This is a genomic window from Corynebacterium comes (genome assembly GCF_009734405.1).
In the GTDB taxonomy this organism is placed as follows: domain Bacteria; phylum Actinomycetota; class Actinomycetes; order Mycobacteriales; family Mycobacteriaceae; genus Corynebacterium; species Corynebacterium comes.
The window spans coordinates 1,236,223-1,260,717 of sequence record NZ_CP046453.1; the positions used below are offsets into that span (position 1 = coordinate 1,236,223).

21 protein-coding genes are annotated in these 24,495 nt (G+C 62.4%); 15 read left to right on the forward strand and 6 right to left on the reverse strand.

The window, feature by feature from the left end:
• Nucleotides 1-9: 9 nt before the first annotated feature.
• Nucleotides 10-942 carry a hypothetical protein gene (locus tag CETAM_RS06000; RefSeq protein WP_156227907.1) on the reverse strand — a complete coding sequence of 311 codons (933 nt, stop codon included), beginning with the start codon at nucleotides 940-942 and terminating at the stop codon, nucleotides 10-12.
• 71 nt (nucleotides 943-1,013) lie between these two features.
• Nucleotides 1,014-1,769 (reverse strand): class I SAM-dependent methyltransferase, encoded by a 756-nt coding sequence (locus tag CETAM_RS06005; protein WP_156227909.1) that lies wholly within the window; start codon nucleotides 1,767-1,769, stop codon nucleotides 1,014-1,016.
• Between the two features lie 206 nt (nucleotides 1,770-1,975).
• Between CETAM_RS06005 and rpsA the strand changes: the two genes are divergently transcribed.
• The 3 genes from rpsA to coaE all read left to right on the forward strand — a co-directional run bounded on the left by rpsA (nucleotide 1,976) and on the right by coaE (nucleotide 6,392).
• A complete protein-coding gene (gene rpsA, locus CETAM_RS06010) occupies nucleotides 1,976-3,436 on the forward strand; it encodes a 30S ribosomal protein S1 (RefSeq protein WP_156227911.1) in 1,461 nt (486 codons plus the stop codon).
• A gap of 371 nt (nucleotides 3,437-3,807) precedes the next feature.
• Nucleotides 3,808-5,775: a glucose PTS transporter subunit IIA gene (locus CETAM_RS06015; RefSeq protein WP_156227913.1), complete on the forward strand. Its 1,968-nt coding sequence runs from the start codon at nucleotides 3,808-3,810 to the stop codon at nucleotides 5,773-5,775.
• A gap of 20 nt (nucleotides 5,776-5,795) precedes the next feature.
• Complete coding sequence (gene coaE, locus CETAM_RS06020; RefSeq protein ID WP_156227915.1) at nucleotides 5,796-6,392, forward strand: dephospho-CoA kinase; 597 nt, start codon at nucleotides 5,796-5,798, stop codon at nucleotides 6,390-6,392.
• A 12-nt stretch (nucleotides 6,393-6,404) separates the two neighbouring features.
• Here the strand turns inward: coaE and CETAM_RS06025 are convergent, their stop codons facing one another.
• Both CETAM_RS06025 and CETAM_RS06030 read right to left on the reverse strand, forming a co-directional pair.
• Nucleotides 6,405-7,847 (reverse strand): HNH endonuclease signature motif containing protein, encoded by a 1,443-nt coding sequence (locus CETAM_RS06025; RefSeq protein ID WP_156227917.1) that lies wholly within the window; start codon nucleotides 7,845-7,847, stop codon nucleotides 6,405-6,407.
• A 79-nt stretch (nucleotides 7,848-7,926) separates the two neighbouring features.
• Nucleotides 7,927-8,769, reverse strand: a complete 843-nt coding sequence (locus CETAM_RS06030) for a YdcF family protein (RefSeq protein WP_197085810.1) — start codon at nucleotides 8,767-8,769, stop codon at nucleotides 7,927-7,929.
• A 53-nt stretch (nucleotides 8,770-8,822) separates the two neighbouring features.
• On the opposite strand from CETAM_RS06030, the gene CETAM_RS06035 reads away from it, so the two are divergent.
• Together CETAM_RS06035 and CETAM_RS06040 are read left to right on the forward strand one after the other, a co-directional pair.
• A complete protein-coding gene (locus tag CETAM_RS06035) occupies nucleotides 8,823-9,185 on the forward strand; it encodes a DUF4259 domain-containing protein (protein WP_156227919.1) in 363 nt (120 codons plus the stop codon).
• A 25-nt stretch (nucleotides 9,186-9,210) separates the two neighbouring features.
• Nucleotides 9,211-9,693: an FABP family protein gene (locus tag CETAM_RS06040; protein ID WP_156227921.1), complete on the forward strand. Its 483-nt coding sequence runs from the start codon at nucleotides 9,211-9,213 to the stop codon at nucleotides 9,691-9,693.
• Here the strand turns inward: CETAM_RS06040 and CETAM_RS06045 are convergent.
• Nucleotides 9,690-9,899, reverse strand: a complete 210-nt coding sequence (locus CETAM_RS06045; RefSeq protein ID WP_156227923.1) for a hypothetical protein — start codon at nucleotides 9,897-9,899, stop codon at nucleotides 9,690-9,692. The genes CETAM_RS06040 and CETAM_RS06045 overlap by 4 nt on opposite strands.
• A gap of 310 nt (nucleotides 9,900-10,209) precedes the next feature.
• On the opposite strand from CETAM_RS06045, the gene CETAM_RS06050 reads away from it, so the two are divergent.
• From CETAM_RS06050 to CETAM_RS06070, 5 genes are all read left to right on the forward strand, one after another.
• Nucleotides 10,210-11,307, forward strand: a complete 1,098-nt coding sequence (locus tag CETAM_RS06050) for an LppP/LprE family lipoprotein (protein WP_156227925.1) — start codon at nucleotides 10,210-10,212, stop codon at nucleotides 11,305-11,307.
• Nucleotides 11,308-11,452: 145 nt separating this feature from the next.
• Nucleotides 11,453-12,439, forward strand: a complete 987-nt coding sequence (locus tag CETAM_RS06055; RefSeq protein WP_231587605.1) for an Abi family protein — start codon at nucleotides 11,453-11,455, stop codon at nucleotides 12,437-12,439.
• Nucleotides 12,440-12,442: 3 nt separating this feature from the next.
• Nucleotides 12,443-14,533 (forward strand): excinuclease ABC subunit UvrB, encoded by a 2,091-nt coding sequence (gene uvrB / locus CETAM_RS06060; protein ID WP_156227927.1) that lies wholly within the window; start codon nucleotides 12,443-12,445, stop codon nucleotides 14,531-14,533.
• Nucleotides 14,534-14,542: 9 nt separating this feature from the next.
• Nucleotides 14,543-14,998 (forward strand): universal stress protein, encoded by a 456-nt coding sequence (locus tag CETAM_RS06065; RefSeq protein ID WP_156227929.1) that lies wholly within the window; start codon nucleotides 14,543-14,545, stop codon nucleotides 14,996-14,998.
• A gap of 63 nt (nucleotides 14,999-15,061) precedes the next feature.
• Nucleotides 15,062-15,502 carry a universal stress protein gene (locus CETAM_RS06070; protein ID WP_156227931.1) on the forward strand — a complete coding sequence of 147 codons (441 nt, stop codon included), beginning with the start codon at nucleotides 15,062-15,064 and terminating at the stop codon, nucleotides 15,500-15,502.
• 137 nt (nucleotides 15,503-15,639) lie between these two features.
• On the opposite strand, the gene CETAM_RS06075 is transcribed toward CETAM_RS06070, so the two are convergent.
• Entirely contained in the window at nucleotides 15,640-16,731 is a 1,092-nt protein-coding gene (locus tag CETAM_RS06075; protein ID WP_156227933.1) for an IS630 family transposase, read from the reverse strand.
• Between the two features lie 444 nt (nucleotides 16,732-17,175).
• Between CETAM_RS06075 and CETAM_RS06080 the strand changes: the two genes are divergently transcribed.
• The 5 genes from CETAM_RS06080 to CETAM_RS06100 all read left to right on the forward strand — a co-directional run bounded on the left by CETAM_RS06080 (nucleotide 17,176) and on the right by CETAM_RS06100 (nucleotide 24,400).
• Nucleotides 17,176-17,895 (forward strand): methylase, encoded by a 720-nt coding sequence (locus CETAM_RS06080; RefSeq protein WP_156227935.1) that lies wholly within the window; start codon nucleotides 17,176-17,178, stop codon nucleotides 17,893-17,895.
• On the forward strand, nucleotides 17,888-21,172 hold the full coding sequence (locus tag CETAM_RS06085) for a DEAD/DEAH box helicase (RefSeq protein ID WP_156227937.1): 3,285 nt from the start codon (nucleotides 17,888-17,890) through the stop codon (nucleotides 21,170-21,172). Before CETAM_RS06080 ends, CETAM_RS06085 begins: the two co-directional genes overlap by 8 nt.
• A 1-nt stretch (nucleotide 21,173) precedes the next feature.
• Complete coding sequence (locus CETAM_RS06090; RefSeq protein ID WP_156227939.1) at nucleotides 21,174-22,208, forward strand: Eco57I restriction-modification methylase domain-containing protein; 1,035 nt, start codon at nucleotides 21,174-21,176, stop codon at nucleotides 22,206-22,208.
• A gap of 50 nt (nucleotides 22,209-22,258) precedes the next feature.
• Entirely contained in the window at nucleotides 22,259-22,390 is a 132-nt protein-coding gene (locus CETAM_RS06095) for a helix-turn-helix domain-containing protein (protein ID WP_231587606.1), read from the forward strand.
• A 285-nt stretch (nucleotides 22,391-22,675) separates the two neighbouring features.
• Nucleotides 22,676-24,400, forward strand: a complete 1,725-nt coding sequence (locus tag CETAM_RS06100) for a DUF6119 family protein (RefSeq protein WP_197085811.1) — start codon at nucleotides 22,676-22,678, stop codon at nucleotides 24,398-24,400.
• Nucleotides 24,401-24,495 lie beyond the last annotated feature (95 nt).

Here is a 24,495-nt window from a genome sequence, read left to right on the forward strand (position 1 = left end):
TCGCGTCTTTCAGTCCCGGATCTTCCTGCCCAGCTCCTCCCGACCGCGCAGCGCGTCGAGGACGATGCCGAACATCGGGCACCACCCGTCCGCGTCAAGCTCCAGGTCCCTCGCCCGGACCCGGCGCACCTGCAGGCCGAGGTTGAGAAGGAGGACCTCCCGTTCACGTTCCTTCAGCACCGTCTCCCGGGTCGTCCGGCCGAAGGCACCCTCCTCGTACTTGATGTCGCCGTCGAACTCCAGCACCAGCCATTCATTGATGAGCAGATCGACGGGGTAGCTCCGCCCATCGGCCTCGAAACGGACCTGTGTCCTTATTTCCTCCACCCCGGGCAGATCCGCGATGATCAGCCGTATCCGCGCAAGTGACTCCTGCGGGCTGTCGGAGTCGGGCACGGAGAGGTCGAGCACCCTCCGCACGGTGCCCACGCCCTTGAAACGCGGTCCCCGGAGGAGGCCGGAGCGCCAGGTCTGCATGCTCACCTCGGGCCACCGTCGGCGGGCGGAGTCGAGGGCGACCACTCCGTCGGCCAGGCCGTGCAGGACGGCGATGTCGCGCAGGGTGCGGTAGATAGCTGTCAGGCGGATCCCCTCGCGCTCCACCACCTCGTCCTCCCCCAGATTCCGGTAGCGGAAGCGGACGCCCTCCGGCCAGTAGCGTTGTCCGCCCGGTTTCCGCTTTCCCGGGTAAGTGACCTCCACGGTGTCCTCCCAGCCGGGCAACTCGATCCCGATCAACCGGGCGGCGGATTTCCCGCACACCACCGCGGTGTCCATGGTCAGCCCGACCGCGAACGCCCGCGCCGCGGATTTCTCCCACGGTGCGAGCGGGGTCCACAGCTCATCGGTCACGGCGATCTCCGCGGTGAGCAGCGTGTGGCCCGCCCGGTCACTCAGTCCGCGGACGTCGACGAAGCCGAGTTCCTTCCCCCAGTTCCTCATACCCGCATGGTCGCCTGCCGGCGCCCCCGCGTCCACCCGCCGTCCCCGCGGGCCGGGAATCTGTGGATGGTTCAGTCGGCCGCCTGTGCAATGAAGATTGCGGTACCCGGGAAGATCCTGCCCCGATCGGGCGACCACTGGCCCCAGGTCTCGGTGAGCGAGTCCGGCCATTCCGGTTCGATGATGTCCTGCAGGACGAAGCCGGCGGCGACCAGCGCGCGGACCCAGTCACCGATGGTGCGGTGGAATTCGGCGTAGGTGACCAGGCCGTTGTCGTCGGTCTCCACGTATTCACGCTCAAAGTAGCTGATCTGGGCCTCGAACTGTTCCGGGTCGTCGGGGAAGATCCACCGCATGGGGTGGGTGACGGAGAAGACGAGGCGGCCGCCGGGGCGCAGTACCCGGGCGACGTCGACAAGCACGGACGTGACGTCGGGTACGAAGGGCAGGGCCCCGAAGGCGGAGAAGGCGACGTCGAAGGAGTGGTCCAGGTAGGGAAGCGCCTGCGCGTCGGCCTGGACGAGAGGGACGGCGCCGTCGGAGTGGCGGAGCATGCCGAGGGAGAGGTCGAAGGCGGTGATGAAGCCGGCGCCGTCGCGGGCCAGCCAGGAGGAGCACGGTGCGGAGCCGCAGCCGATCTCGAGGACGGCCAGATCGCGGACGTCGCCCAGCAGCCGCGCGTCAGCCTCGGTGATCATCTCCGGGCACCAGTGGAATCCGTCCAGATAGCTGCGATGACGTGCGTGGTAGTCGGCGGCGTCGTGGTCCCACCAGGATCGGTTTGCCGAGGAAGCTGAGTCGGGTGAGGTCGATGAGGTCAATGGCATAGATTCCTTCTCCGTGGTGTTTGCCCCTGTGCGTGTGAGGCGGTAGGGTTTTAGGCGCGTGTCTGTGCTTTGCGGTGCTGCGGGCTGTAATAGGAGGGTCTGGGCAGTTGCAGGGTGAGATCGACCCCGTCGGAAGGCCGACGGGCACCGAGAGACACGTTCCTGTCCACTTACTATCTCCTATCCAACTCGGAGCAACTCAACACATGTCCAACACCACTACCCCTCAGGTTGCCATCAACGACATCGGCACCGCTGAGGACTTCCTCGCAGCAGTCGACGCGACCATCAAGTACTTCAACGATGGCGACATCGTTGAGGGCACCGTCGTCAAGGTCGATCGTGACGAGGTCCTGCTCGACATCGGCTACAAGACCGAGGGCGTCATCCCGTCCCGCGAGCTGTCGATCAAGCACGATGTCAACCCGGACGAGGTCGTCCAGGTCGGCGATCAGATCGACGCACTGGTCCTCACCAAGGAGGACAAGGAGGGTCGCCTGATCCTCTCCAAGAAGCGTGCACAGTACGAGCGCGCATGGGGTGCGATCGAGGAGCTGCAGGCGAAGGACGAGCCGGTCACCGGTACCGTCATCGAGGTCGTCAAGGGCGGCCTGATCCTGGACATCGGTCTGCGCGGCTTCCTGCCGGCCTCCCTCGTCGAGATGCGTCGCGTCCGCGACCTGGACCCGTACATCGGCCAGGAGCTCGAGGCGAAGATCATCGAGCTGGACAAGCACCGCAACAACGTGGTCCTGTCCCGCCGGGCATGGCTCGAGCAGACCCAGTCCGAGGTCCGCTCCGAGTTCCTGCACCAGCTGCAGAAGGGCCAGGTCCGCAAGGGCGTCGTCTCCTCCATCGTCAACTTCGGCGCATTCGTCGATCTCGGCGGTGTCGACGGACTGGTTCACGTCTCCGAGCTGTCCTGGAAGCACATCGATCACCCGTCTGAGGTCGTCACCGTCGGCGACGAGGTCACCGTTGAGGTTCTCGACGTCGATCTCGACCGCGAGCGTGTCTCCCTGTCGCTGAAGGCGACCCAGGAGGATCCGTGGCGCGTGTTCGCCCGCACCCACGCTGTGGGCCAGATCGTCCCGGGCAAGGTCACCAAGCTCGTTCCGTTCGGCTCCTTCGTCCGCGTCGAAGAGGGGATCGAGGGCCTGGTCCACATCTCCGAGCTGGCTCAGCGCCACGTCGAGGTTCCGGACCAGGTTGTCACCGTCGGCCAGGAGGCAATGGTCAAGGTCATCGACATCGACCTCGAGCGTCGTCGTATCTCCCTGTCCCTCAAGCAGGCTGACGAGGATTACACCGAGGAGTTCGACCCGTCCAAGTACGGCATGGCCGACTCCTACGACGAGCAGGGCAACTACATCTTCCCTGAGGGCTTCGATTCGGAGACCAACGAGTGGCTCGAAGGCTTCGACGAGCAGCGCGAGGCCTGGGAAGGTCGCTACGCTGAGGCCGATCGTCGCCACCAGCTGCACACCGCTCAGATCGAGCGTCACCGTGTCGCTGCGGCAGAGGCTGCCGAGCAGGCTGCCACCAACTACTCCTCCGAGTCTGAGGATGCTGCTCCGGCATCCGAGGACGCTCCGGAGAGCACCGGTGGTTCCCTGGCTTCCGACGAGCAGCTCGCTGCTCTGCGCGAGAAGCTGGCCGGCAACTAACTGCTGACCTGAAGACCGCGGTGTGAGGATTATCCTCACACCGCGGTTTTTCTGTTCCCCGGGTAGCCCGGCGTTGTCCCGGGTGGTTATGTCATCTTCCGTTCGCGCAGTCAACCAACATAAACAGAAATAATCCGGGGGAAATCTCTTCCATATGTGCGGGTTTCCGCCTAAAGTCGAGGGCAGCCGAGCTTGTTCGGCGTCGGTGCCCTGAGCGAGGTCTCGCCCACTTCCATGCACGAGGAGACTGGATTCGTGGCCGCCGGTTATAACCGGGTCCGGATCTTTCGGGCCCGTACGACACAGTTCCGCGGTGTGCCGGACCCGACAACGTTGCCGCCACGCCGGACCCCCACGAAAGGTCTGCACAGATGGCCTCGAAGACAACGACGACCTCCCAACACATCCTCCGCGAGATCGGCGGGCCGGAGAACGTCTCCAACCTCACCTACTGCGCCACCCGCCTGCGTTTCCAGCTCAATGACTCGAGCAAGGTCGACATCGACAAGCTGGAATCGGATCCAGCCGTGCTCGGTGTGGTCAAGCAGGGAGACACAGGCCTGCAGGTGGTCATGGGCGGCGGCGTGGCGGACTACTACAACGCCCTGGTCAAGGAGCCCGGCATGGGCGAGGGAGATGAGAAATCCGCCTCGTCCAAGAAGGAGTACGAGGGGGTCCGCGGCAAGTACTCCTACGTGGACTTCGCCTTCGAGTTCCTCTCCGACACCTTCCGCCCGATTCTGTGGGCGCTGCTCGGCGCCTCCCTGATCATCACCCTGCTCGTGCTGGCGGACACCTTCGGGTGGCAGGAGTTCCGCGCCCCGATGGATGAACAGCCGGACACCTACGTGTTCATGCACGCGATGTGGCGCTCGGTGTTCTACTTCCTGCCCATCATGGTCGGCGCCACCGCCGCCCGGAAGCTGGGTGCGAACGAATGGGTCGGTGCGGCCATCCCGGCGGCACTGCTCACGCCTGAGTTCCTCGCGCTGGGCGCGGCCGGCGACTCCGTCACCGTGTTCGGTCTGCCGATGGTCCTCAACGACTACTCCGGGCAGGTCTTCCCGCCGCTGATCGCAGCCGTCGGGCTGTTCTGGGTGGAGAAGCTGCTGAAGAAGATCATCCCCGCGGCGGTGCAGATGGTGTTCGTGCCGTTCTTCTCGCTGCTCATCATGATCCCGGCGACGGCGTTCCTGCTCGGCCCGTTCGGCATCGGCGTCGGTAACGGAATCGCCAGCATGCTCGAGGCGGTCAACGGGTTCTCGCCGTTCATCCTGGCGATCATCATCCCCATGCTCTACCCGTTCCTCGTGCCGCTGGGTCTGCACTGGCCGTTGAACGCCATCATGATCCAGAACATCGCCACCCTGGGTTATGACTTCATCCAGGGCCCCATGGGCGCGTGGAACTTCGCCTGCTTCGGAGTGGTCACGGGCGTAATGGTCATCTCCATCCGGGAGAAGAACGTACCGATGCGTCAGGTCTCCCTCGGCGGCATGCTCGCCGGCCTGCTGGGCGGTATCTCCGAACCCTCCCTCTACGGTGTGCTGCTGCGCTTCAAGAAGACCTACGCCCGTCTGCTGCCGGGTTGTTTCATCGGCGGTGTGGTCATGGGCATCTTCGACGTCAAGGCCTATGCCTTCGTGTTCACCTCGCTGCTGACCATCCCGGCGATGGACCCGATCCCGGGTTACGCCCTCGGCCTGGCCGCCGCGTTCTTCACCTCCCTGCTGCTGGTGGTCTTCCTCGACTACCGCGGCAAGGATGAGAAGGCCGAGGCCCTGGCCCGGATCGCTGCCGAGCGGGAGGAAGCCAATGAGGCCGAGGACGAGCGTATCGACGCCGCCTACATCCCCGCCGCCGACACCATCCAGATCTCCACTCCGCTGGCCGGCCGTGTCATCCCGCTGGCGGAGGTGCCCGACGAGGCCTTCGCCGCCGGGGCGGTGGGCAAGGGCGTGGCCATCGACCCCACCGGCGACACCGTTTTCGCCCCGGCGGACGGCTCGGTGATGGTGGCCTTCCCGACGGGCCACGCCATCGGCCTGAAGCTGGACAGCGGGGTGCAGCTGCTGGTGCACATCGGCATCGACACAGTGAAGATGGAAGGCAAGGGCTTCGAGCTGCTCGTGGCCAAGGGTGAGCGCGTCACCGCCGGCCAGCCCCTGGTCCGCTTCGACCGCGCCGCCATCGAGGCCGCCGGCTACAGCGCCATCACCCCCGTGGTGGTAACCAATCACCGCAAGCTTGCCGACGTCGTCCCCCTCGACTGCCCCGAAGAGGTCGCCCTAGGTGACCAGATCCTGGACATCACCCCGAAGGTGACCGAAAAGGTCTAGGCGGCGCTACCATGGGTCCCATGATCAAGGTGGGACTCACAGGTGGTATCGGAAGCGGAAAATCTACAGTGACAGGCCTGCTCATCGAGCGGGGCATCCCGGTGGTGGACGCGGATCAGATCGCCCGCGACATCGTCGAACCCGGCCAGCCCGCACTCGCGGAGCTGGCCGAAGCCTTCGGAGAGGACATCCTGCGGCCGGACGGCTCGCTCGACCGGGCGGGGCTTGCCGCCCGTGCGTTTGTCGACGCCGAGCACACCGCCCTGCTCAACTCCATCACCCATCCGCGGATCGCGGCGGAGACCGCCCGACGTTTCACCGCAGCCGAGGCCGCCGGCGAGCCGGCCGTCGTCTACGACATGCCGCTCCTGGTGGACAAGGGACTCGATCGCGGGATGGACCTGGTCGTGGTGGTGGACGTGGACGTGGAGGAAAGGGTACGCAGGCTCGTTGCGGGACGAGGGCTGGCGGAGGATGACGTGCGGCGCAGGATCGCGGCGCAGGTGTCCGACGACGTGCGGCGGGCCGCAGCGGACGTGCTCATCGACAACAACGGATCGCTCGAGGACCTGCCTGCGCAGGTGGACGCGCTGGTGGAGCGCATCCGCCAGGCGTAGGGCAGGGCACGATCAGGCTGCTTCTTCCGAGTCGTCCGGTGGCTGCTGGCGTCGGCGGATGCGTGCCCCGGCGGACTCCTCCGCGGCCTGGGTGGTGTTGAACTCCAGCGGCTGCCCGGGGCCCGCGCGCCTGCCGACTCTCCCGGTGATGGGGCACCGGTCCAGGTAGCCTCTGTTCTGGGACCCGGTGCGGGAGTCATCGTTGTCGCCGTGATGTGGTGGGCACACGAGGGTGAGGTTGCTCAGATCGGTAGGTCCGCCCTTGTCCCAGGGCTGGATGTGGTGTGCGTCGTTGTTGACTGCGGCACTCGTGCAGTCGGGGCAGCCGCACACCCCCTGCGCCGCGTACAGCGCGATCTTCTGGAAGAAGCTGGCCAGCCTCTTGCCCCGCCCGAGGGCCAGGGGTTGCCCTTTCTGGTCGTGCAGCGTCATCACGTCGAACTGTGCCGCCCCTAGACGCAGCAGGTCGACGAGGTTGAGCCGGTCCCCGGTGTTGGTGGAGAACTCGGAGGAGGCGGACAGGTCCGCGATGTCCTCGGCGGTGACGGACAGCAGGATGGACCCCACCCCGTGGCGGGTGGTGGTCTGCAGGGTGGCCAGATGCTTCTTCAGGATGGCCGAGAGCTGATCGGCGCGGCGCTGTGCCCGGGTGCGGGTGTCCTCGACCCCGTCGTCGAGGTTGGCTCCGGGGCGCTGCCCGGGCGTGATGGCCGACTTGAGCATCGCCGCGTCGGCCGCCGGAAGCCTGCCGCGGATGGTGCAGCTGCCGTCGGCGTCGGGCTCACCGATGAAGAGGCCGCGGCGCCGGTACCCGGCGAGCAGATCCGGGGCACCCTTCTGATTGGCGCGGCTGACCTGGCGGCGCAACCAGTCCCGCAGGTCCTCGGGTGTGCGGTGTTTCGATTCCGTCAATGCCAGGTGGTGGAGGGTCGCCCGGCCGGGATCGGCGACATCGGACAGTTCCTTCAGCTCCTGGTCGATGATACGCAGGATTTCGGCGGAGGCTTCGGCGGCTTTGCGGCGGGATTCCTCCTGCTCCGCCCGGTCGCGCGCAGCGCGCTCGGCTTCCGCCTCCTCTCTCGCGCGGCGTTGTTCTTCCGGCTCCGGGTCCTCCGGAGGCGGCGGTGGCGGCGGTGGCGGCGGTGGCGGGCTGAACAGGTTCGTGCCCGTCCGCAGGCGAGCGAGCGCCTCCCGCCGGGACACCCCGAGCGTCCTGGTCAGGTACTCCACGACATTCGCGGAACCCACCAGCCGGCCGGCGTCATGGCGATCGGCCAGCCAGGCGAAAGCGGCGTCGAGGTGCGCCTTGGTGGCCAGGACCTTCTCCAGGCGTTCGAATCCGGCGGCGACGTCATCAAAGGGCACCCCGGAGGGGTCGGCCATGATCTCGGACAGCACGGCAATGCTCGACTGGATCTGGTCGACCGCTTGATCTGCCCGTTGTTTCACCGCCATGACGCCCCCTCGTTCATGTGTTCGACAGTACCGCCGCCCTAAGGCACGGTCAACCCCTCAATCGAACAAAGTTCCTAACTCAGGAGAGGAACCAGTTGATCACGTCGCGGTAGGTCCAGATAAGGCTGGGCATCTCCGTCGGCGGATCATTCGGGGCGCCCACGCCGGCGACCTCCGTGCCGAAGGCGAGGGTGAAGTCGACCACCGCGCGGTGGACGTGGTTCTGGGAGGTGACCACCACGACGGCGCCGGCCCGGGGGAGAAGCTCCCGGCTGTAGCGGGCGTTGGTGACGGTGGAGTTGGCGCGGCCCTCCACGATGATCCGCCCCGCGGGCAGGCCTTGACCCACCAACCAGTCGCGCATGACCTCGGCCTCGACGAAGCCGTCCGGGGTGGCGCCGCCGGAGACGACGACGGGGGCGTTGGGGCGGGCGTCGGCAAGCACCTTCGCGGCGACGAGGCGGTTACGCAGGTTCGGGTGGACGGTGCCGTCGGTGTTCAGCCCGTTGCCCAGCACCACGATGGGGGCGTCGGCGGGGACAGCGGAGGGCTGGCGGACGGGGGAGTGCAGCGCGTTCAGCGCGGCGCTGACCTGCGCCTGACGTCCCGGACTGAGGGCGCGCAGCGCGGCGTCGCGGGCCGCGGTGTTGTTCTCGAAGTCGGCGGAGAAGACCGCCGCGCTGAGCAGGTCCTCCTGGGTTGCCGCCCCCGGGTTGAGCCCGGCCCCCTGGACCTCCTGCGAGATGACGTAGGGGCCGTAACCCGGGATGCCCACGAGGATGACCTTCTCCAGGCCGGGGATCGGCAGAGATTGCGAGGAACCGGGCAGAAGCGCAGAGGTCTGGGCGTGAGCGGGCGCCAGCGGGAAGAGCGACACGGCGGCCACAGCAACCAGCATGGGGCGGATGAGTCGGTTGTGCATGGTGTGATCCTATCGCGTGGGTCACACCGGCGGGCCGGAGTAAGGTGTCGGTCATGGAAATCTGGAACACCGGGCCCTTCGACAACCATGAGGCAGCCGAGCTGCTCAACGACGTCCGCGCCGGCGACCTCTACCTCGAGGAGCTGCTGCCGGACTCCGGCACCCGCTACATCGAGGCCGATCAGGGCGCGCTGATCGTCGCCCTTGCGCACCTGGCCGCCGGAGACCTGCCCGAGGGCATCACACCCGAGCAGGTCATGCCGTTGCAGACCCCGGAGATGAGGGAGCGGCTGCGCCAGAGCCTCGGCGCCGTGCTTTCCGACGGCACCGTCTCCGAGCTCGCCGGCCACTGGGCCGAGCAGGGCACGGACCAGCTCTATGAATGGAAGGCGAAGGCGCACGTCAGCCTGGGCTAGGAATTCTCGCCTACGATCTTCAGGTATGGAACTTCACCCGAACCTGCAGCCCTACGCGTTCCTCCTCGGCACCTGGAAAGGGGAGGGGCGTGGCTACTATCCCACGATCGACGACTTCTCCTACTCCGAGACCCTGACCTTCGCCGCCACCCCCGGAAAGCCCTTCTTCCGCTACGAGCAGAAGACCATGGGCGCAGGCGGCCCGATGCACACCGAGGCCGGATTCTTCCGTCCGGTCGGGGAGGGGCGTCTGGAATTCGTCATCGCCCAGCCGATGGGCCAGACCGAGCTGCTGGCGGGCCAGGCGCGCGAGGAGGGCGACACCCTGATCTTCGAGTTCGACCCCTCCACGGTGGCCAACTCTCCGACAGCCAAGCAGGTCGACGCGACGAGCCGCAGCTACACCTTCAACGCTGACCGCACCTCCGTGAAGCACCGTTTCCACATGGGTGCTGTCGGCCAGCCCATGCAGCAGCACCTGGAGAGTGAGCTGGTCAAGACCGATTAGTTCAGCTCCACGCCTTCGCGGCTGACCGTGAAGCTGTAGAAGCCGATGGCACACATCACCCGCACGTCTGCCTCCGGGACCGCGCAGCTGACGGGCCCTTCGACCAGCCAGAAGCCGGGCTCAAGGACTCGGGTCCGCTCGCCAGCGACGAAGATCCGGTTGACGTTGTGGGTGAACATGGCGGTCGGATCGCTCTCGCTGTACATCTCGCAGTAGGTGCCGTCCGGCCCAGTGAACTGCAGGCCCGGTCTCGGTGACGTTCGCAATCTCGCCTGCGAAACGACTGCCTGGGATGCCGATGTAGTTGCTGGATGGTGTGGTTGTGCTTGCTGACGTGGTCGTCTTTTCGGCGGGTCCCTCGCTAGTGCATCCAGCCAGGGGTGCTGCCACTCCATCACCGACTGACCACAGTGTGGTCACATCTGGGCAACGTGCGTGCTCCTGTGCTTATACATCCCGACAGGGCCGCGATAGGTGAAGTAAGTTGCACTTCACCTCCAGTCCAGGGAGCTCCCGATGAGACTGCACAGAATCTTTTTGGCGGGCTTCGCAATGGCACTGGCTCTCACTGGCTGCGCCTCCAACGAAACCGACGCCCCCACCGAGGTCACAGTCGGCAGGGTCCCGTCGGCCACGCTGCCTCCCACCACCCGGCCGCCAGTCCAGTGCGAGAACCAGAACCTGGACCTGATGGAGACGGCCTTCGGCGCGTGGCTCGGCTCCCAGATCATTCCCACCGACCAGCCTGGGACGTCCTACTACTTCACGGTCGCGGACAACCAGTTCAACCCCTGCAGCGATCTGAGCTGGGTGATGTTGTCGGGGACGAACGGTAACGCCGGCCAGGACGACGGCAACGGCAACGGACTCGTCCACGCGCTCGTCTTCTTCACCGGCGAGGACCTCTTCACCGATCCCGCACCCCGCCAGTTCAAGGAAGCCGCCTCCGTGGAGCGTATCGACGACCGCTCCATCACCGTCACCTACCGCCGCACCGCCGAGAGCGTCACCGAGGAGCACCCGGTGGACTACCGCCTCGATGACGGCCGACTTCTGGGCGAGGAACGGCTCCCCGCGGAGCAGCGCGACAATGTGCGCCTGGATCTCACCCGGGTTGGCCCGCCGACGGAAGATCCCCCACGGCTCTTCGGTAACGCGAACTATCGTCCCTGGGACCAGGAATTTCCGATGGGACGCCAGTACTCCCTGATGATGGGGGAGAAGAAGATCGCCTGTGACTTCGCCACCTTCAACGGCATGCAGTTGGTCTGCTACTCCGAAACGGCGCTGCCCTGGCCGCTGAAGACCGGGGACCGGGAGGCGGACGCAGGGAGCATGGCCAACATCGCCTTGTTGAACTTCCAGGACCCCGGGGAGGTCCGGACCGATGTCGGCACCTTCCCGTCGCAGGAGTCGACCTTCGAGATGCTTCCCGACGCCTCCGTGACCCGTATCGGTGACATCATCATCGACACCCGCAGCGATGTGGTGAAGATCCACGATGCGAACCGGGCCTACCTCCTCGGCGAGGGGATCGCCGAGACCCTCGGGGTGCCGACCTTGCAGCTCGACACGTCCCGGTACCCGCAGGATCTGATTCCGTGGGAGGGGTAGGGGAGGGAGCCCGGTTCCGGCGGTGTGGATTCCGGTCATGGGCTGGGATACTATAGAGCCATCATGACCGGTACCGCTCGCTTTGTGCGAGCCCAGGGCCGGTCTTCATCTTTCTGCAGGGGTATGCGTGGAAGGTCAACCACTTGTGTCGCCAGGACATCAGCCAGGGGGCAAGATTTTCAGGACCTACGAGCAACAGATTGAGCTGCTCGCCAACCGCGGGATGATTGTGGGAGATCGGGAACACGCTGTCCGGCTGCTCCGTCGGATCAACTACTACCGACTCAGCGGTTACTGGTACCCGTTCCGGATCCTGGACAAAAATGGCGGCAAGCGTCGTCAGGACGACTTCTATCCGGGGACGACATTCGACGATGTGATTGACCTCTACAACTTCGATGCCAGACTGCGTACCACTGCGTTGGAAACGCTCGCGCCAATCGAATTGGCAGTCCGAGCGTTACTCGGACATGAACTCGGAGCGATCGACCGGTACGCGCATCTGCGACCGGATCTCCTCGGCAGTCGTGCTCGAAAACCCGCCTCGACAGATGAGTCGCCTCAGTACTCGAAATGGATCCAAAGGTATCAGCGCGAACTCAATCAGTCTCACGAGGACTTTGTCAAGCACCACAAGCTGGAGTACGGGGGAAGGCTCCCGGTGTGGGCTGCGGTGGAAATACTCGACTGGGGCGCGCTCACCTGGTTGTACGGCATGTCGCCCGACAAGGTCCGCAACAACGTGGCCGAACAATGCCAGCTGAGCGCTCCACAGTTGGAATCATGGCTCAAAGCACTCAACATCGTCCGCAATTACGCTGCTCACCACGGCCGTATGTTCAACCGCGTTTATGACCTCAAGCCGAAGCTCCCGAAAGAACCCGGCGACCTCGGCATCGCTTCTGGGCGAACGAATCGCCTCTTCGGGCAACTCACCACCATTCAGTACCTGCAACGCTCTCTCGGCCTTGGCCAGGATCAGTGGCTTCCCGAAATGATGGCGACTTACCCGGATGTCACGCTCGTGCCACTGTCGCACACCGGCGCTCCCGAGAATTGGCGATCCTCGACTCTGTGGAGTCCACCTCAACCACGCCCGTCGACCCCCACCCCCAACCGGCGTACCCTGTAGCTCATGGCTTTCGCTGCTGAACACCCTGTGCTGTCCCACTCCGAGCACCGCCCGGTGGGCGAGATCGAGCGCTCGGACGCCAAGTTCGAGGTCATCTCCGAGTTTGAGCCGGCCGGTGATCAGCCGGCGGCGATCAAGGAGCTCGACGAGCGGCTCAACCGTGGGGAACGTGACATCGTCCTGCTGGGTGCCACGGGTACGGGTAAGTCGGCGACGGCGGCGTGGTTGATCGAGAAGCAGCAGCGCCCGACCCTGGTGATGGCGCCGAACAAGACGCTGGCGGCGCAGCTGGCCAACGAGTTGCGGAGCCTCCTGCCCAACAACGCGGTGGAGTACTTCGTCAGCTACTACGACTACTACCAGCCGGAGGCGTACATCGCCCAGACGGACACGTACATCGAGAAGGACTCGTCGATCAACGAGGACGTGGAGCGTCTGCGTCACTCGGCGACGTCCTCGCTGCTCTCGCGTCGCGACGTCGTCGTGGTCTCCTCCGTCTCCTGCATCTACGGCCTGGGCACGCCGCAGTCTTACCTGGACCGCTCGGTGGTGCTCAAGGTCGGTGACGAGGTCGAGCGTGACCGTTTCCTGCGCCTGCTGGTGGACATCCAGTACGAGCGCAACGACATCGCCTTCCAGCGCGGCACCTTCCGGGCGAAGGGCGACACCGTGGACATCATCCCGGCCTATGAGGAGCTGGCGGTGCGGGTGGAGTTCTTCGGCGACGAGGTCGACGCGCTCTACTACATTCACCCGCTCACCGGCGACGCGGTCCGCCAGGTCGAGGAGATCCGCATCTTCCCGGCCACCCACTACGTCGCCGGTCCGGAGCGGATGGAGAAGGCGGTCGCGGCGATCAAGGCCGAGCTGGCCGAGCGGCTCGCGGATCTGGAGAACCGCGGCAAGCTGCTGGAGGCCCAGCGCCTGCGCATGCGTACCGAGTACGACCTGGAGATGATCGAGCAGGTCGGTTTCTGCTCGGGCATCGAGAACTACTCCCGGCACATCGACGGCCGCGGCGCAGGCACCTCCCCGGCCACGCTCATCGACTACTTCCCGGAGGACTTCCTCACCATCATCGACGAGTCGCACGTCACCGTGCCCCAGATCGGCGGCATGTTCGAGGGCGACATGTCGCGTAAGCGCAACCTGGTGGAGTTCGGCTTCCGCCTGCCTTCCGCGATGGATAACCGCCCGCTGACGTGGGAGGAGTTCGAGGACCGCGTCGGCCAGACGGTCTACCTCTCGGCGACGCCGGGCAAGTACGAGATGGCGGCCGCCGGGGGAGAGTTCGTCGAGCAGGTCATCCGCCCCACCGGCCTGGTGGACCCGAAGGTGACCGTCAAGCCCACCCAGGGCCAGATCGACGACCTCATCCACGAGATCCGCGGGCGCACCGAGAAGAATGAGCGCGTCCTGGTGACCACCCTGACCAAGAAGATGGCGGAGGACCTCACCGACTACCTCCTGGAGAACGGCATCCGGGTCCGCTACCTGCACTCGGACATCGACACCCTGCAGCGCGTGGAGCTGCTGCGCCAGCTGCGCCTGGGTGATTACGACGTCCTGGTGGGCATCAACCTCCTGCGTGAGGGCCTCGATCTCCCCGAGGTTTCCCTCGTCGCCATTCTCGACGCCGACAAGGAGGGCTTCCTGCGTTCCGCCACCTCACTGATCCAGACCATCGGGCGTGCCGCGCGAAACGTCTCCGGCGAGGTCATCATGTACGCCGATCGCATCACCGATTCCATGGCGCACGCCATCGAGGAGACCGACCGTAGGCGGGAGAAGCAGGTCGCCTACAACAAGGAACGCGGCATCGACCCGCAGCCGCTGCGCAAGAAGATCGCGGACATCCTCGACCAGGTCTACGAGTCCGGCGGGGAGGAACGGGGCGGGGGAGAGACGGCCGTGGTCAAGCGGCCCGACACCTCCCACATGCCCGCCGAGCAGTTGCAGAAGCTTATCGACGACCTCACGGCCCAGATGGGAGCCGCCGCCCGGGAGCTCAAGTTCGAGCTGGCAGGCCGACTTCGCGATGAGATCGCCGAGCTGAAGAAGGAGCTGCGCGGCGTAAAGGACGCGGGAATGTAAAATATCACCATGATCAATTATTCGAAGATTGCAGTCGGAACCGATGGTTCCGAGACATCTCTGGCGGCGGTCCGCGCCGCGGCCAGCCTGGCACGTCTCTATGAAGCGAAGCTGGTGATCATGTCCGCATGGCATGCGGCCTCCGGACCACTGCTGAACTCTTCCCACCCGGATCTCGCCTCCGTCGCCGTCAGTGAAGAGGAGGCCGCCGAGCAGCAGCTCCTCAAGGCGAAAGCTGTGGCGGAAGAGGAGGGTGTGTCCCAGATCGAACTGTGGAAGATCGCGGGTACCCCCGCAGAAGCCATGACCAAGGAAGTCCAGGAGAGGGGCATTGACCTGCTGGTTGTGGGGAACAAGGGCGTAAATACCCTGACAGGAAGGATTTTCGGAAACATTCCCACCGAAGTGGTCCGGAATTCTCCGGTGAACGTGTTGATCGTTAATACCGCGGAGCATGAGTCTTAGCCGCTAAACGTTGTTAAGCTAGGACACAACCATCATTCCTGAGGAAAGGTCCTGACAGATCCCATGAGCGACTACCAGAAGATCGTCGTCGGCACGGACGGCTCCAAGTCTTCCCTGCTGGCCGTTGAGCGTGCTGCCAAGATCGCCGCCGCCTTCGACGCCACCCTCATCATTGGCTGCGCCTACTATGAGAACAAGGATGAGGCGTCCAAGACCCTTCGCCAGGATTCCGTCACCATCCTCGGCGATGACACCGCCGCCAAGAACCTCGCCGCAGGTGAAGAGGCCGCCCGTAAGGCCGGCGCCACCAAGGTCGAGCAGGCCGTCCGCCCGGGTACCCCGGTCGAGGCCCTGATGGCCATCGTCAACGAGTCCAACGCCGACCTCCTGGTCGTGGGCAACCGTGGCATCAACTCCCTGACCGGCCGCCTGCTGGGCTCCGTCCCGGCCGACGTCGCCCGTCAGTCCGACTGCGACGTGATGATTGTGCACACGGTTTCTTAGCGGCCTGTGCCTCAGAAGCACTGACGCGGCCCCCGGTTATATCCCGGGGGACGTGTTTTATTGCTTTCAGGAAATGAGTTATCGTTGCGCCGTAGACCTAGTCATAAAAGAGCATTTTCGCCCAAGAATCTATCCTTCTAGTGTCCTGCGCCTTTAATTCGTTTCAAGTATCGGGCCAGGGAGGCGAGGATCTCTTCGGCCGTTTTAGTCCAGATGAACGGCTTGGGGTCCTCGTTCCACGCTTTCACCCAGTTACGGAGGTCTTTCTCCAGGGCCTGGACACTCCGGTGATCCGAGCGCTGAAGAAGCTCCCGGGTCACTTCAGCGAACAACCGCTCGACCTGGTTTATCCAGGATGAGTACGTCGGTGTGAAGTGCATGTGGAACCGGGGATGTTTCCCCAACCAGGTCTGGATAGAGGGATGCTTGTGCGTGGCGTAGTTGTCACAGATGACATGGACATCCAGGCCCTCGGGAACAGTCTTGTCGATCTTGACCAGAAACTTCTTAAACTCCACAGAGCGGTGCCGGCGATGGATCGAGGAAATCACCGTCCCATCAGCAACGTTGAGAGCCGCAAACAAGCTCGTGGTGCCGTGCCGAACATAATCGTGCGCGCGGCGCTCGGGGGTCCCGGGCAGTATCGGGAACGCCGGCTGGGACCGTTGCAAGGCTTGGACCTGGCTTTTCTCATCCACCGACAACACCACTGCCGACTCCGGCGGATTCAGATATAACCCGACGATGTCGTATACCTTCTCGGTGAACAGTGGATCAGTGGAGAGCTTGAACCCTTCCTCCAGGTGGGGTTTGAGACCGAATGCCTTCCAGATCCGGCCGACCGTGGATTTCGAGAGCCCGGATTTCTCCGCCATGCTCGCCCGCGACCAGTGGGTCGCATTCACCGGTGTGGATTCCAGGGTGTCGACGATGACCTGCTCGACCTGGTCCACACCGATCGTTGCCGGTCGCCCGGGCCGGGGCTCATCGACCAGCCCATCGAGGCGCTTGTCGATAAATCGGGAGCGCCACTTGCCCACGGTGGGTAACGAGATCCCCAATCGGCGGGAGACCTCCGAGTTAGATGCCCCGGTCGCGCATTCCAGCACGATTCTGGAGCGCAGCGCGAGGTCCTGGGCGGATTTTCGTCGAGGTACCCATCGCTCCAGCTGGTCGCGTTCGTCTTCTGACAGTGTCAATGCGGCCAATGCTGGCCCTCGTTGCGCCATACCTCATTTTACAATGATCCAGCAGCGAATTAACGGTGCAGGACACTAGGAGAAACCTAGATATGCATTCGTTTTCAGGTGCTCTATAACCCCCGACCCAACGCGGTCCCAGGTTCGGATCCCTCCACCACGCTTACAGCACCTAGAAACCAAGCGGCGGTGGCCACCGAGGCAGGTTATCCAGCAGTACTCGCCTTCATCGGTGTTCTCATATCGGATGGGATGGATCTATATCCTCAGCAAGCCGATCTCAACTTGATGTGCGGTGGATCAGTTTGAGGGCGGGGCCTGGTCGTAGCAGCGATGGACGGTGATCGGGGTACACGGGCACCCTCATCCTGCTATTGAAGCTTCTTTAGCCTGGTAGAGCTCCTGAACACTATCTCGTTACTGCCTTAGGTCGACAGATTGAGCGCTCAGGCCCCCAGGTAAACTATCCATTTCATGCAGTGCGACGACCGAAACGAGAACATGGCCACCACCCCAGAGCTCCAGAAGCGCAACGAGGCCGTAGTTGTCGGCGACCGCGTTGAAGTGATCGTCAAGTCACGCGCCCGGGTCAAGGCTTACGGTGAAGTCTTCACCCCGCTGCGCATGGTCAACCGAATGCTCGATCTGGTGAAGCCGGAGCTCGAAACCGGGCCCGGCTTTGTCGACAAGACGTTTTTTGAGCCCTCCGCAGGCGACGGCAACTTCCTCACTGCCATCCTCAAACGCAAGTTCGCCGCCATCGAGAAGCGCTACACTCCGGCCGTCAGGCCGAAGGAATCCCTCTTCGCTCTCGCCTCGATCTACGGCATCGAGCTCCTGGAGGACAATCATCAAGCAGCGCAGGCGGCCATGCTCGGTGAGTTCGTCAAGTTCCACAAGCGCAACGGCATCAAGTGCAGCCCCCGCACCAACCTCTTCCGCTCGGCCAACCACCTGGTCTCCACCAACATCCTGCAAGGCAACAGCCTCACAGGCATCGACCCAAAGGGCAACCCGATCAAGTTCTCCTGGTGGCACCGAGTGTCCAACGAGCCGGCCATCGTCCAGCGCGAGGTCTTCACACTCGCATCACTGCGCCACGAGAATGCCGGCACCTTGGACTTCGACGTCCATCCCACCTACGCCCCAAGTCGTATTGACCATGTCCACAAGGAAGTGAGAGCCGATGTCTAGGCCGAACATCGAGACGTACCGGGAGATCACGCCGCTGATCTACTCATGGACTACACCCGACATCCCTAAGTACGGCGGTTGGGAGAAGATCGGTTACACCGAACAGTCAAGCGCTGACAAACGAATCGCCGAGCAGGCTTCACAGTTATCCGTCACGCAGCATAAACAGTGGTCACGTCGTGCGTTCTTTACCTCCGAGGCCGGTGGACACTTCACCGACCACGACTTCCACCAGTACTTGCGCCAGCAGGGCGTCAAGCGTGAACTCACGCCCAAGCGCACCGAATGGCATCGCTTCACGGGCACGCCCCAGACCTCGCTGCAGTACTTCAATGACTTCGCCGGGCAGGACTTCACTAGGCTGAAGACCACGGGAGAGGATGACTACCAGCTTCGCCCGGAACAGGAAGCTGCCGTTAAGCAGGCTCTCGAAGCCTTCGAGGCAGGGGAGACCGAGGTGCTCTGGAACGCCAAGCCACGCTTCGGCAAAACACTCACCACCTACGACCTCATGCGTCGTCTGGACGTCCGCAGAGCACTGATTGTCACCAACCGGCCGGCCATCGCGAACTCCTGGTACGACGACTTCGCACGCTTCATCGGGCACCAGACGACCTTCAAGTTCGTCTCCGAGTCACCGTCGCTGGCCTCACGCGCCCCGATGTCGCGCCAGCATTGGCTCAACCTCGTCCTGCAGGACTCCGCCGACGACCCCCGTCTCATCGAGTTCGTCTCCCTTCAAGACCTGAAGGGTTCCCAGTATTTTGGCGGCGCCTACAACAAGCTGCACCACGTCTCCACTGAAGAGTGGGACATCCTCGTCATCGACGAGGCCCACGAGGGTGTGGACACCACCAAGACTGACATCGCCTTCGACCAGATCACACGCAGTCATACTCTGCACCTGTCCGGCACACCGTTCCGTGCGTTGGCATCGGGGAAGTTCACCCCGGACCAGATCTACAACTGGACCTACACCGATGAGCGCGAGGCCCTCGAGACGTGGGACAACGACTCCGAAGACAACCCCTATTACACGCTGCCGAAGCTGAACATGTTCACATATCAGGTTTCGCGGATGATCAGCGACAAGCTCGCCGTCGGCATGGCCCTCGACGAGGACGAGGAGAACATCGACTACGCCTTCGACCTCAACGCCTTCTTCGCCACCAAGAACAACGGCTTCTTCGAGCACGAAGCTGACATCCAGAAGTTTCTCGACTGTTTAGCCACTAACGAGAAGTACCCCTTCTCGACGCCGGAGCTTCGCGACGAGATACGCCACTCGTTCTGGTTGCTTGACCGCGTGACGTCCGTCAAGGCCCTTGAGCGCATGCTGAAGAAGCACGAGGTTTTCAAGGACTACACGATCGTGCTGGCCGCCGGCGACGGCCGCTCCGCCGACGCTGACATTGCCCTCGTCGGCAAATCCCTCGACCGGGTCCGCGACGCCATCGCCGAAGCCGAGAAGTCCGGGGGTAAGACCATCACCCTCTCGGTCGGCCAGCTCACCACCGGCGTGACCGTACCAGAGTGGACCGCGGTCATCATGTTGTCGAACCTCACCTCACCGGCGCAGTACATGCAGGCCGCCTTCCGGGCGCAAAACCCCTGTACCTTCGAGCGCGGCGGCCAGGTGATGCAGAAGCAGAACGCCTACATCTTCGACTTCGCCCCCGAGCGCACCCTCACGATCTACGACGCCTTCGCCAACAACCTCAACCCTAATCCCTCCGGAAGCACTGCCGTGCGTCAGGACAACATCCGCACGCTGCTGAACTTCTTCCCGGTCATCGGTGAAGACTCCGAGGGGCGCATGGTTGAGCTCGACGCCGCGCAGGTGCTCACCTTCCCACAGGTCTTCAAGGCGCGAGAAGTCGTCCGCCGTGGCTTTCTCTCCAACCTCCTCTTCGACAACGTAGCCGGCATCTTTCGCTACTCCGAGCACTACAGGGAAATCCTAGAAAAGCTTCCCAAAGCCAAGGCCGGCAAGCTCAAGTCAGGAGAGGCGATCGAGCTCCCTGAGCCAGTACCTACTGTGGACCGCGACGGCAACGCCCAGGTCGACCCCGAGACCGTCATCAATCCTAAGGTCGCTGGCCTCGGCAAGCCGTTCTGGGGCGTCGAGGAGATCGAACCCATTCACCAGGACACCCCTCGCAACAAGGTCGCATCTGAGGTTGCCAAGCTCGTCACCGACAAGCTGCGGCCGATCCGCGATAAGCTCAAGGCCGAGTATGGCCTGACCAACACGCAGATCACCCGCGACGAAAAGGCAACCGAGGACAAGGTGCGCGCCACCGTCGAACGGACCCTCACCGAGCGCGCCATTGCCCAAAAACACATCGAGAGCGAGCTCGCCGAAGCAGCCACACAAGCTGAAGCAAAGAAGATCGAGGAACGGCGTATCGAGCAGGAGCAGGACTTCCAGAAGGATCTCCTCGCAGTGGTCACCTCGCTCACAGATGAGGTGGCAACTGAGGTTGTTACCCGCGAAGAGACGAAGAAGGAGCAGTCGCGGGCCGACGAGACGATGGATGATGCTCGCGCTCACCTTCGCGGTTTCGCCCGAACCATCCCCATGTTCCTGATGGCCTACGGGGACCGAGACATGCGGCTGTCGAACTTCGACGACTACACCCCCGATGACGTGTTCGAGGAGATCGCCGGGATTTCTGAAGAGGAGTTTCGGATGCTTCGCGACGGTCAGAAGGTCACCGAGGAGGACGGCAGCGTCGCCACGATCCCGGGTCTGTTCGACGAAGCCGTCTTCGACCGGTCCGTCCAAGAGTTCCTCGACAAGAAGGAAGAGCTTGCCGATTACTTCGATGAATCGCTCACCGAGGATATTTTCGCCTACATCCCCCAGCAGAAGACCTCACTCGTGTTCACCCCGCAGAAGGTCGTGACCATGATGGTTGACGAACTCGAGGCCCAGAACCCCGGTATCTTCGCCGACCCCGACAAGACCTTCGCGGACCTGTTCTCCACCGCCGGTCTGTTCCTCATGGAGCTCGTCCGGCGCCTGGACACCGGTCTCGCTGGCGTCTTCCCCGAGCAGGACGAGCGCCTGCGTCACATACTCACCACCCAGATCTTCGAGATGAGCCACAACGAGATCCTGCACCAGATTACCATCGAAGCTGTCTCTGGTGGAGTCGAGAAGCGCAAGCGCTGGATCGAGGAATCCGGCCACTTCACGGTGTGCAACCTGGCCCACATGGAACCAGAAGAACGACAGAAGGCTGTCGACAACCTGCTGAGCGGGAGGAACTGAGATGAGCAAGAAGTTCGACGTCGTGATCGGTAACCCGCCGTACCAGGAGGAAGCCAAGGGAGGAGGAACCCGGGACACTCCCATCTACCACCGATTCATGGATGCTGCTTACGAGTTGGGAGAGAAGGTTGTGCTCATCACCCCGGCACGCTTCCTGTTCAATGCGGGTTTCACACCTCAGGCCTGGAATGAGAAGATGCTCGCGGACCCGCATCTGAGTGTGCCGGTCTACGTCCCGAGCAGCGCAGAGCTGTTCCCCGGGACCGACATCAAGGGCGGCATCGCCGTAACCTATCGCGACGCAGATCAGAAGGGTGAAGCGATCGGCACATTCACAAGTTCTCCTGAGCTCAACGAGATCGTGCAGAAAGTGGTTACTCAGCACCCTCCCTCGCTTGCTGATCAGGTGTCCAGCGGACGCGCCTATGCCTACACGCCGAAGATGCATGAGGAAAACCCCGTGGCATCCAGCCTCATGTCTAGCGACGCACAGTTTCGCGTCAGCACGAACACGTTCGAGCAGCTCCCCTTCCTCTTCCACGAGAGTGAGCCCGACGACGACCAGGACTATGTTCAGGTCCTCGGCCTAATTAAGAACGTGCGGTTCTCCCGTTGGATCCGCAGCGATTACGTGACTGGCCCAGCTAGCTTTACGACGTGCAAGACCGCGCTACCCGCTGCGAATGGTTCCGGCGTTTTCGGTGAAACGCTCTCTACCCCCACTGTGCTGGAGCCAAACACTGCTGTTACACAGACCTTCATCACCATCGGCACTTTCCACAATCGGGATGAAGCCGAATCCTGCCTGAAGTACGTCAAGACCAAGTTCGCTCGGACGATGCTAGGCGTTCTGAAGAGCACCCAGCACAACCCCGCCAAGGTGTGGAAGCATGTCCCTCTCCAGGACTTCACCACAGCGTCGGACATCGACTGGTCAAAGTCCATTCCAGAAATCGACCAGCAGCTCTACGCCAAGTACGGGCTTGGCGACCACGAGATCGCGTTCATTGAGTCGAACGTCAAACCGATGGACTGACCATGGCCCTACACTAAGTCGGTACTCGAACGGAGATCATCGCTAGACAGGTGCGCAGTGCTTCTGCTACACGGCGCCGGTCCCAGAGCGAGCTCGCTGCTCATGCTGGCCTCACTCGTCCCACCATCGCGCGGGTCGAACGAGGAGATGACGTATCGACGTCGACCCGGACGGAGGTGTAGTTGGGGTGTGGGCCAGCCTCAGCTAGTGGTACTTCGCTAGGCAGGGCCAGCGTGGTGGCGATAGCGGCACCCGCCTAGCAGAGGATAGCGTCGGTCCGGAGTACTCCTAGAATGACATAGAGACCCACACCGCCTGTGGGGTTTGTGGGCCGGGGCCCTGAATAGGCGTTGTCAAGGCCTATATAAGAAGATGACTTCATAAGGGCTTATGGCGTGTATGAACCTGTAAGACTGAGGGTATCGGCATCAGTATAAGAATCGATGGCCAATCAAGGAGAGGTAGCCATGACACGCGAAAAGAAGACGGAAGTGCGGATGACTCTCTATCGCCTTACCGGGCTCGATAGCGTTCCTGAGGCGGTTCGGGAGAAATATCTTGAGCTCGAAACTTTCCAGAAAAAGTGGGTCCTAGTCGATAATCGAAAGGCTTTCCTTGTCTATGGAAAAACTCCAGATAAAGAGGTGAGCTGGGGATCAGTGATAGCTGGCTTAACCGGGCAAAGCATACCCCTCAAGAACTCAGTCGCAGCAGCTGTTCTCGTTATCCCTGCCGCCGAGGGGATCTCCCCTTCGAATAGGGTCCTGAGAGGGGGTCAGCAGACTACAGAGAATAATGACGAAGGCATTGTTGCATGGGCTTTAAGTTACGGTATGGGTTTTCAGCTTCTCAACCAAAACGCGATAGACAATGGTTTTGGACAGAGAGCCGCGATCCGTTCTGCAAACCCTCTTGGGTTGCACTCCATCAGCAAAACAACACTTGATGAACGACCCCGTATCGAGCGCTCTACGATCGCTTCTGGTGCCCATCTACGCAACTTCGGCTTTGAAGATCTTGGCGATCTTGCAACCCGTTTGGTCACAGAAGGTCGGGTAGACGGGGTTGGGACTGGCGATAAATTGATTAAGCTGCGCGGAGCCGATGCCCTCAGCCTTCCCCTATCCAAAGACCCTAAAGAGCTAGTAGACGATCTCCTACACATCGAGAAAACACTTTCACAGAAGCCAGCCTCAGATGAACTGGCAGCCCTAGAGCAACTTGCCTTGATTAAAGACAAAGGCAAGATCACGGAGCTGGATGCGCGCCTTATTGAAGCAATCGGTGAAGAAGATAGTCCGCTCTTAACACTATCTTTCCCTCACGAGCTCATTGATGAATATGGCAAAGCGGAGGCATATAAACTCTTGGGGACCAGGGAGCGCGCACGACGAGATTATTTGCCTACCTTGGAAGACCTTCTCGAACCAATTAAATCCGTCCCCGAGGAACAACGACTAGACAAAATGGGACGGCTCTCGGTGCTTCTTTTTGAAAACTTGGACGATGAGGCGCCAAGCAGCCCGAAAATTCCCTTGAAGAAGTGGCTGGCTTTCCAAACCGAAGTAGGGGATAACAGATACTTCCTTCATCATGGCCGATGGTACCTAATGGATAGGAATTACGCCGACGTCGTAAAGCGCCGAGTGCGCGAGATTTTTGACCGGGGCCCCCTCCTTCAAGATCTTCCCGTCTGGGAACTAACTGATCAGGGTAATAAGGAAGATAAAAAAAGAAAGAATAGCGAGCTGTCTTACAACAAGAAGTTGGCAACTCATCTCGGGGGGCTTTGCCTAGACCAAGTCTTGGTTCATAGCGAGACTCACAGAAGAGGAATAGAAGCATGCGATGTCCTCTTGGAAGACGGGACCTTCATCCATGTTAAGAACGTAGGTTCGTCATCGCCTGCAAGCCACCTTCTCGCTCAGGCTCTCGTTTCAACCGAGGTGCTTACCTACGACAAGACGGCGCAAGGACATCTCGCAGAGAGAATTCGCAGCAAGGGAATCAATCCTGATGTTTTTATGCTCAAACCTAAACAAGTAGTGATCGTCATGGCCAAAGAAGGGAAAAAGCTTAACGCAGACTCACTCTTCACATTCACGCAAGTCAATCTGTCTCGTCAAGTAGCTCAACTCAATACTCAAGGGGTTCATGTCTACATTGCCCCTATCCTTAGAACCACCCTTTGAATTGGCTTCTTCTGCCGTAGATGTTGGGTTGACCACTACGTCGCTCACAATACGGAGCTGTCAGGAACGATAAGAAGACGCCAAAGTACTAGTGA

Bases quoted from the DNA above. Each gene is read 5' to 3' on its own strand.
- CETAM_RS06000 (WP_156227907.1), bottom strand. From the start codon at position 942: ATGAGGAACTGGGGGAAGGAACTCGGCTTCGTCGACGTCCGCGGACTG.
- CETAM_RS06005 (WP_156227909.1), bottom strand. From the start codon at position 1,769: ATGCCATTGACCTCATCGACCTCACCCGACTCAGCTTCCTCGGCAAAC.
- rpsA (WP_156227911.1), top strand. From the start codon at position 1,976: ATGTCCAACACCACTACCCCTCAGGTTGCCATCAACGACATCGGCACC.
- CETAM_RS06015 (WP_156227913.1), top strand. From the start codon at position 3,808: ATGGCCTCGAAGACAACGACGACCTCCCAACACATCCTCCGCGAGATC.
- coaE (WP_156227915.1), top strand. From the start codon at position 5,796: ATGATCAAGGTGGGACTCACAGGTGGTATCGGAAGCGGAAAATCTACA.
- CETAM_RS06025 (WP_156227917.1), bottom strand. From the start codon at position 7,847: ATGGCGGTGAAACAACGGGCAGATCAAGCGGTCGACCAGATCCAGTCG.
- CETAM_RS06030 (WP_197085810.1), bottom strand. From the start codon at position 8,769: ATGCACAACCGACTCATCCGCCCCATGCTGGTTGCTGTGGCCGCCGTG.
- CETAM_RS06035 (WP_156227919.1), top strand. From the start codon at position 8,823: ATGGAAATCTGGAACACCGGGCCCTTCGACAACCATGAGGCAGCCGAG.
- CETAM_RS06040 (WP_156227921.1), top strand. From the start codon at position 9,211: ATGGAACTTCACCCGAACCTGCAGCCCTACGCGTTCCTCCTCGGCACC.
- CETAM_RS06045 (WP_156227923.1), bottom strand. From the start codon at position 9,899: ATGTACAGCGAGAGCGATCCGACCGCCATGTTCACCCACAACGTCAAC.
- CETAM_RS06050 (WP_156227925.1), top strand. From the start codon at position 10,210: ATGAGACTGCACAGAATCTTTTTGGCGGGCTTCGCAATGGCACTGGCT.
- uvrB (WP_156227927.1), top strand. From the start codon at position 12,443: ATGGCTTTCGCTGCTGAACACCCTGTGCTGTCCCACTCCGAGCACCGC.
- CETAM_RS06065 (WP_156227929.1), top strand. From the start codon at position 14,543: ATGATCAATTATTCGAAGATTGCAGTCGGAACCGATGGTTCCGAGACA.
- CETAM_RS06070 (WP_156227931.1), top strand. From the start codon at position 15,062: ATGAGCGACTACCAGAAGATCGTCGTCGGCACGGACGGCTCCAAGTCT.
- CETAM_RS06075 (WP_156227933.1), bottom strand. From the start codon at position 16,731: ATGGCGCAACGAGGGCCAGCATTGGCCGCATTGACACTGTCAGAAGAC.
- CETAM_RS06080 (WP_156227935.1), top strand. From the start codon at position 17,176: ATGCAGTGCGACGACCGAAACGAGAACATGGCCACCACCCCAGAGCTC.
- CETAM_RS06085 (WP_156227937.1), top strand. From the start codon at position 17,888: ATGTCTAGGCCGAACATCGAGACGTACCGGGAGATCACGCCGCTGATC.
- CETAM_RS06090 (WP_156227939.1), top strand. From the start codon at position 21,174: ATGAGCAAGAAGTTCGACGTCGTGATCGGTAACCCGCCGTACCAGGAG.
- CETAM_RS06100 (WP_197085811.1), top strand. From the start codon at position 22,676: ATGACACGCGAAAAGAAGACGGAAGTGCGGATGACTCTCTATCGCCTT.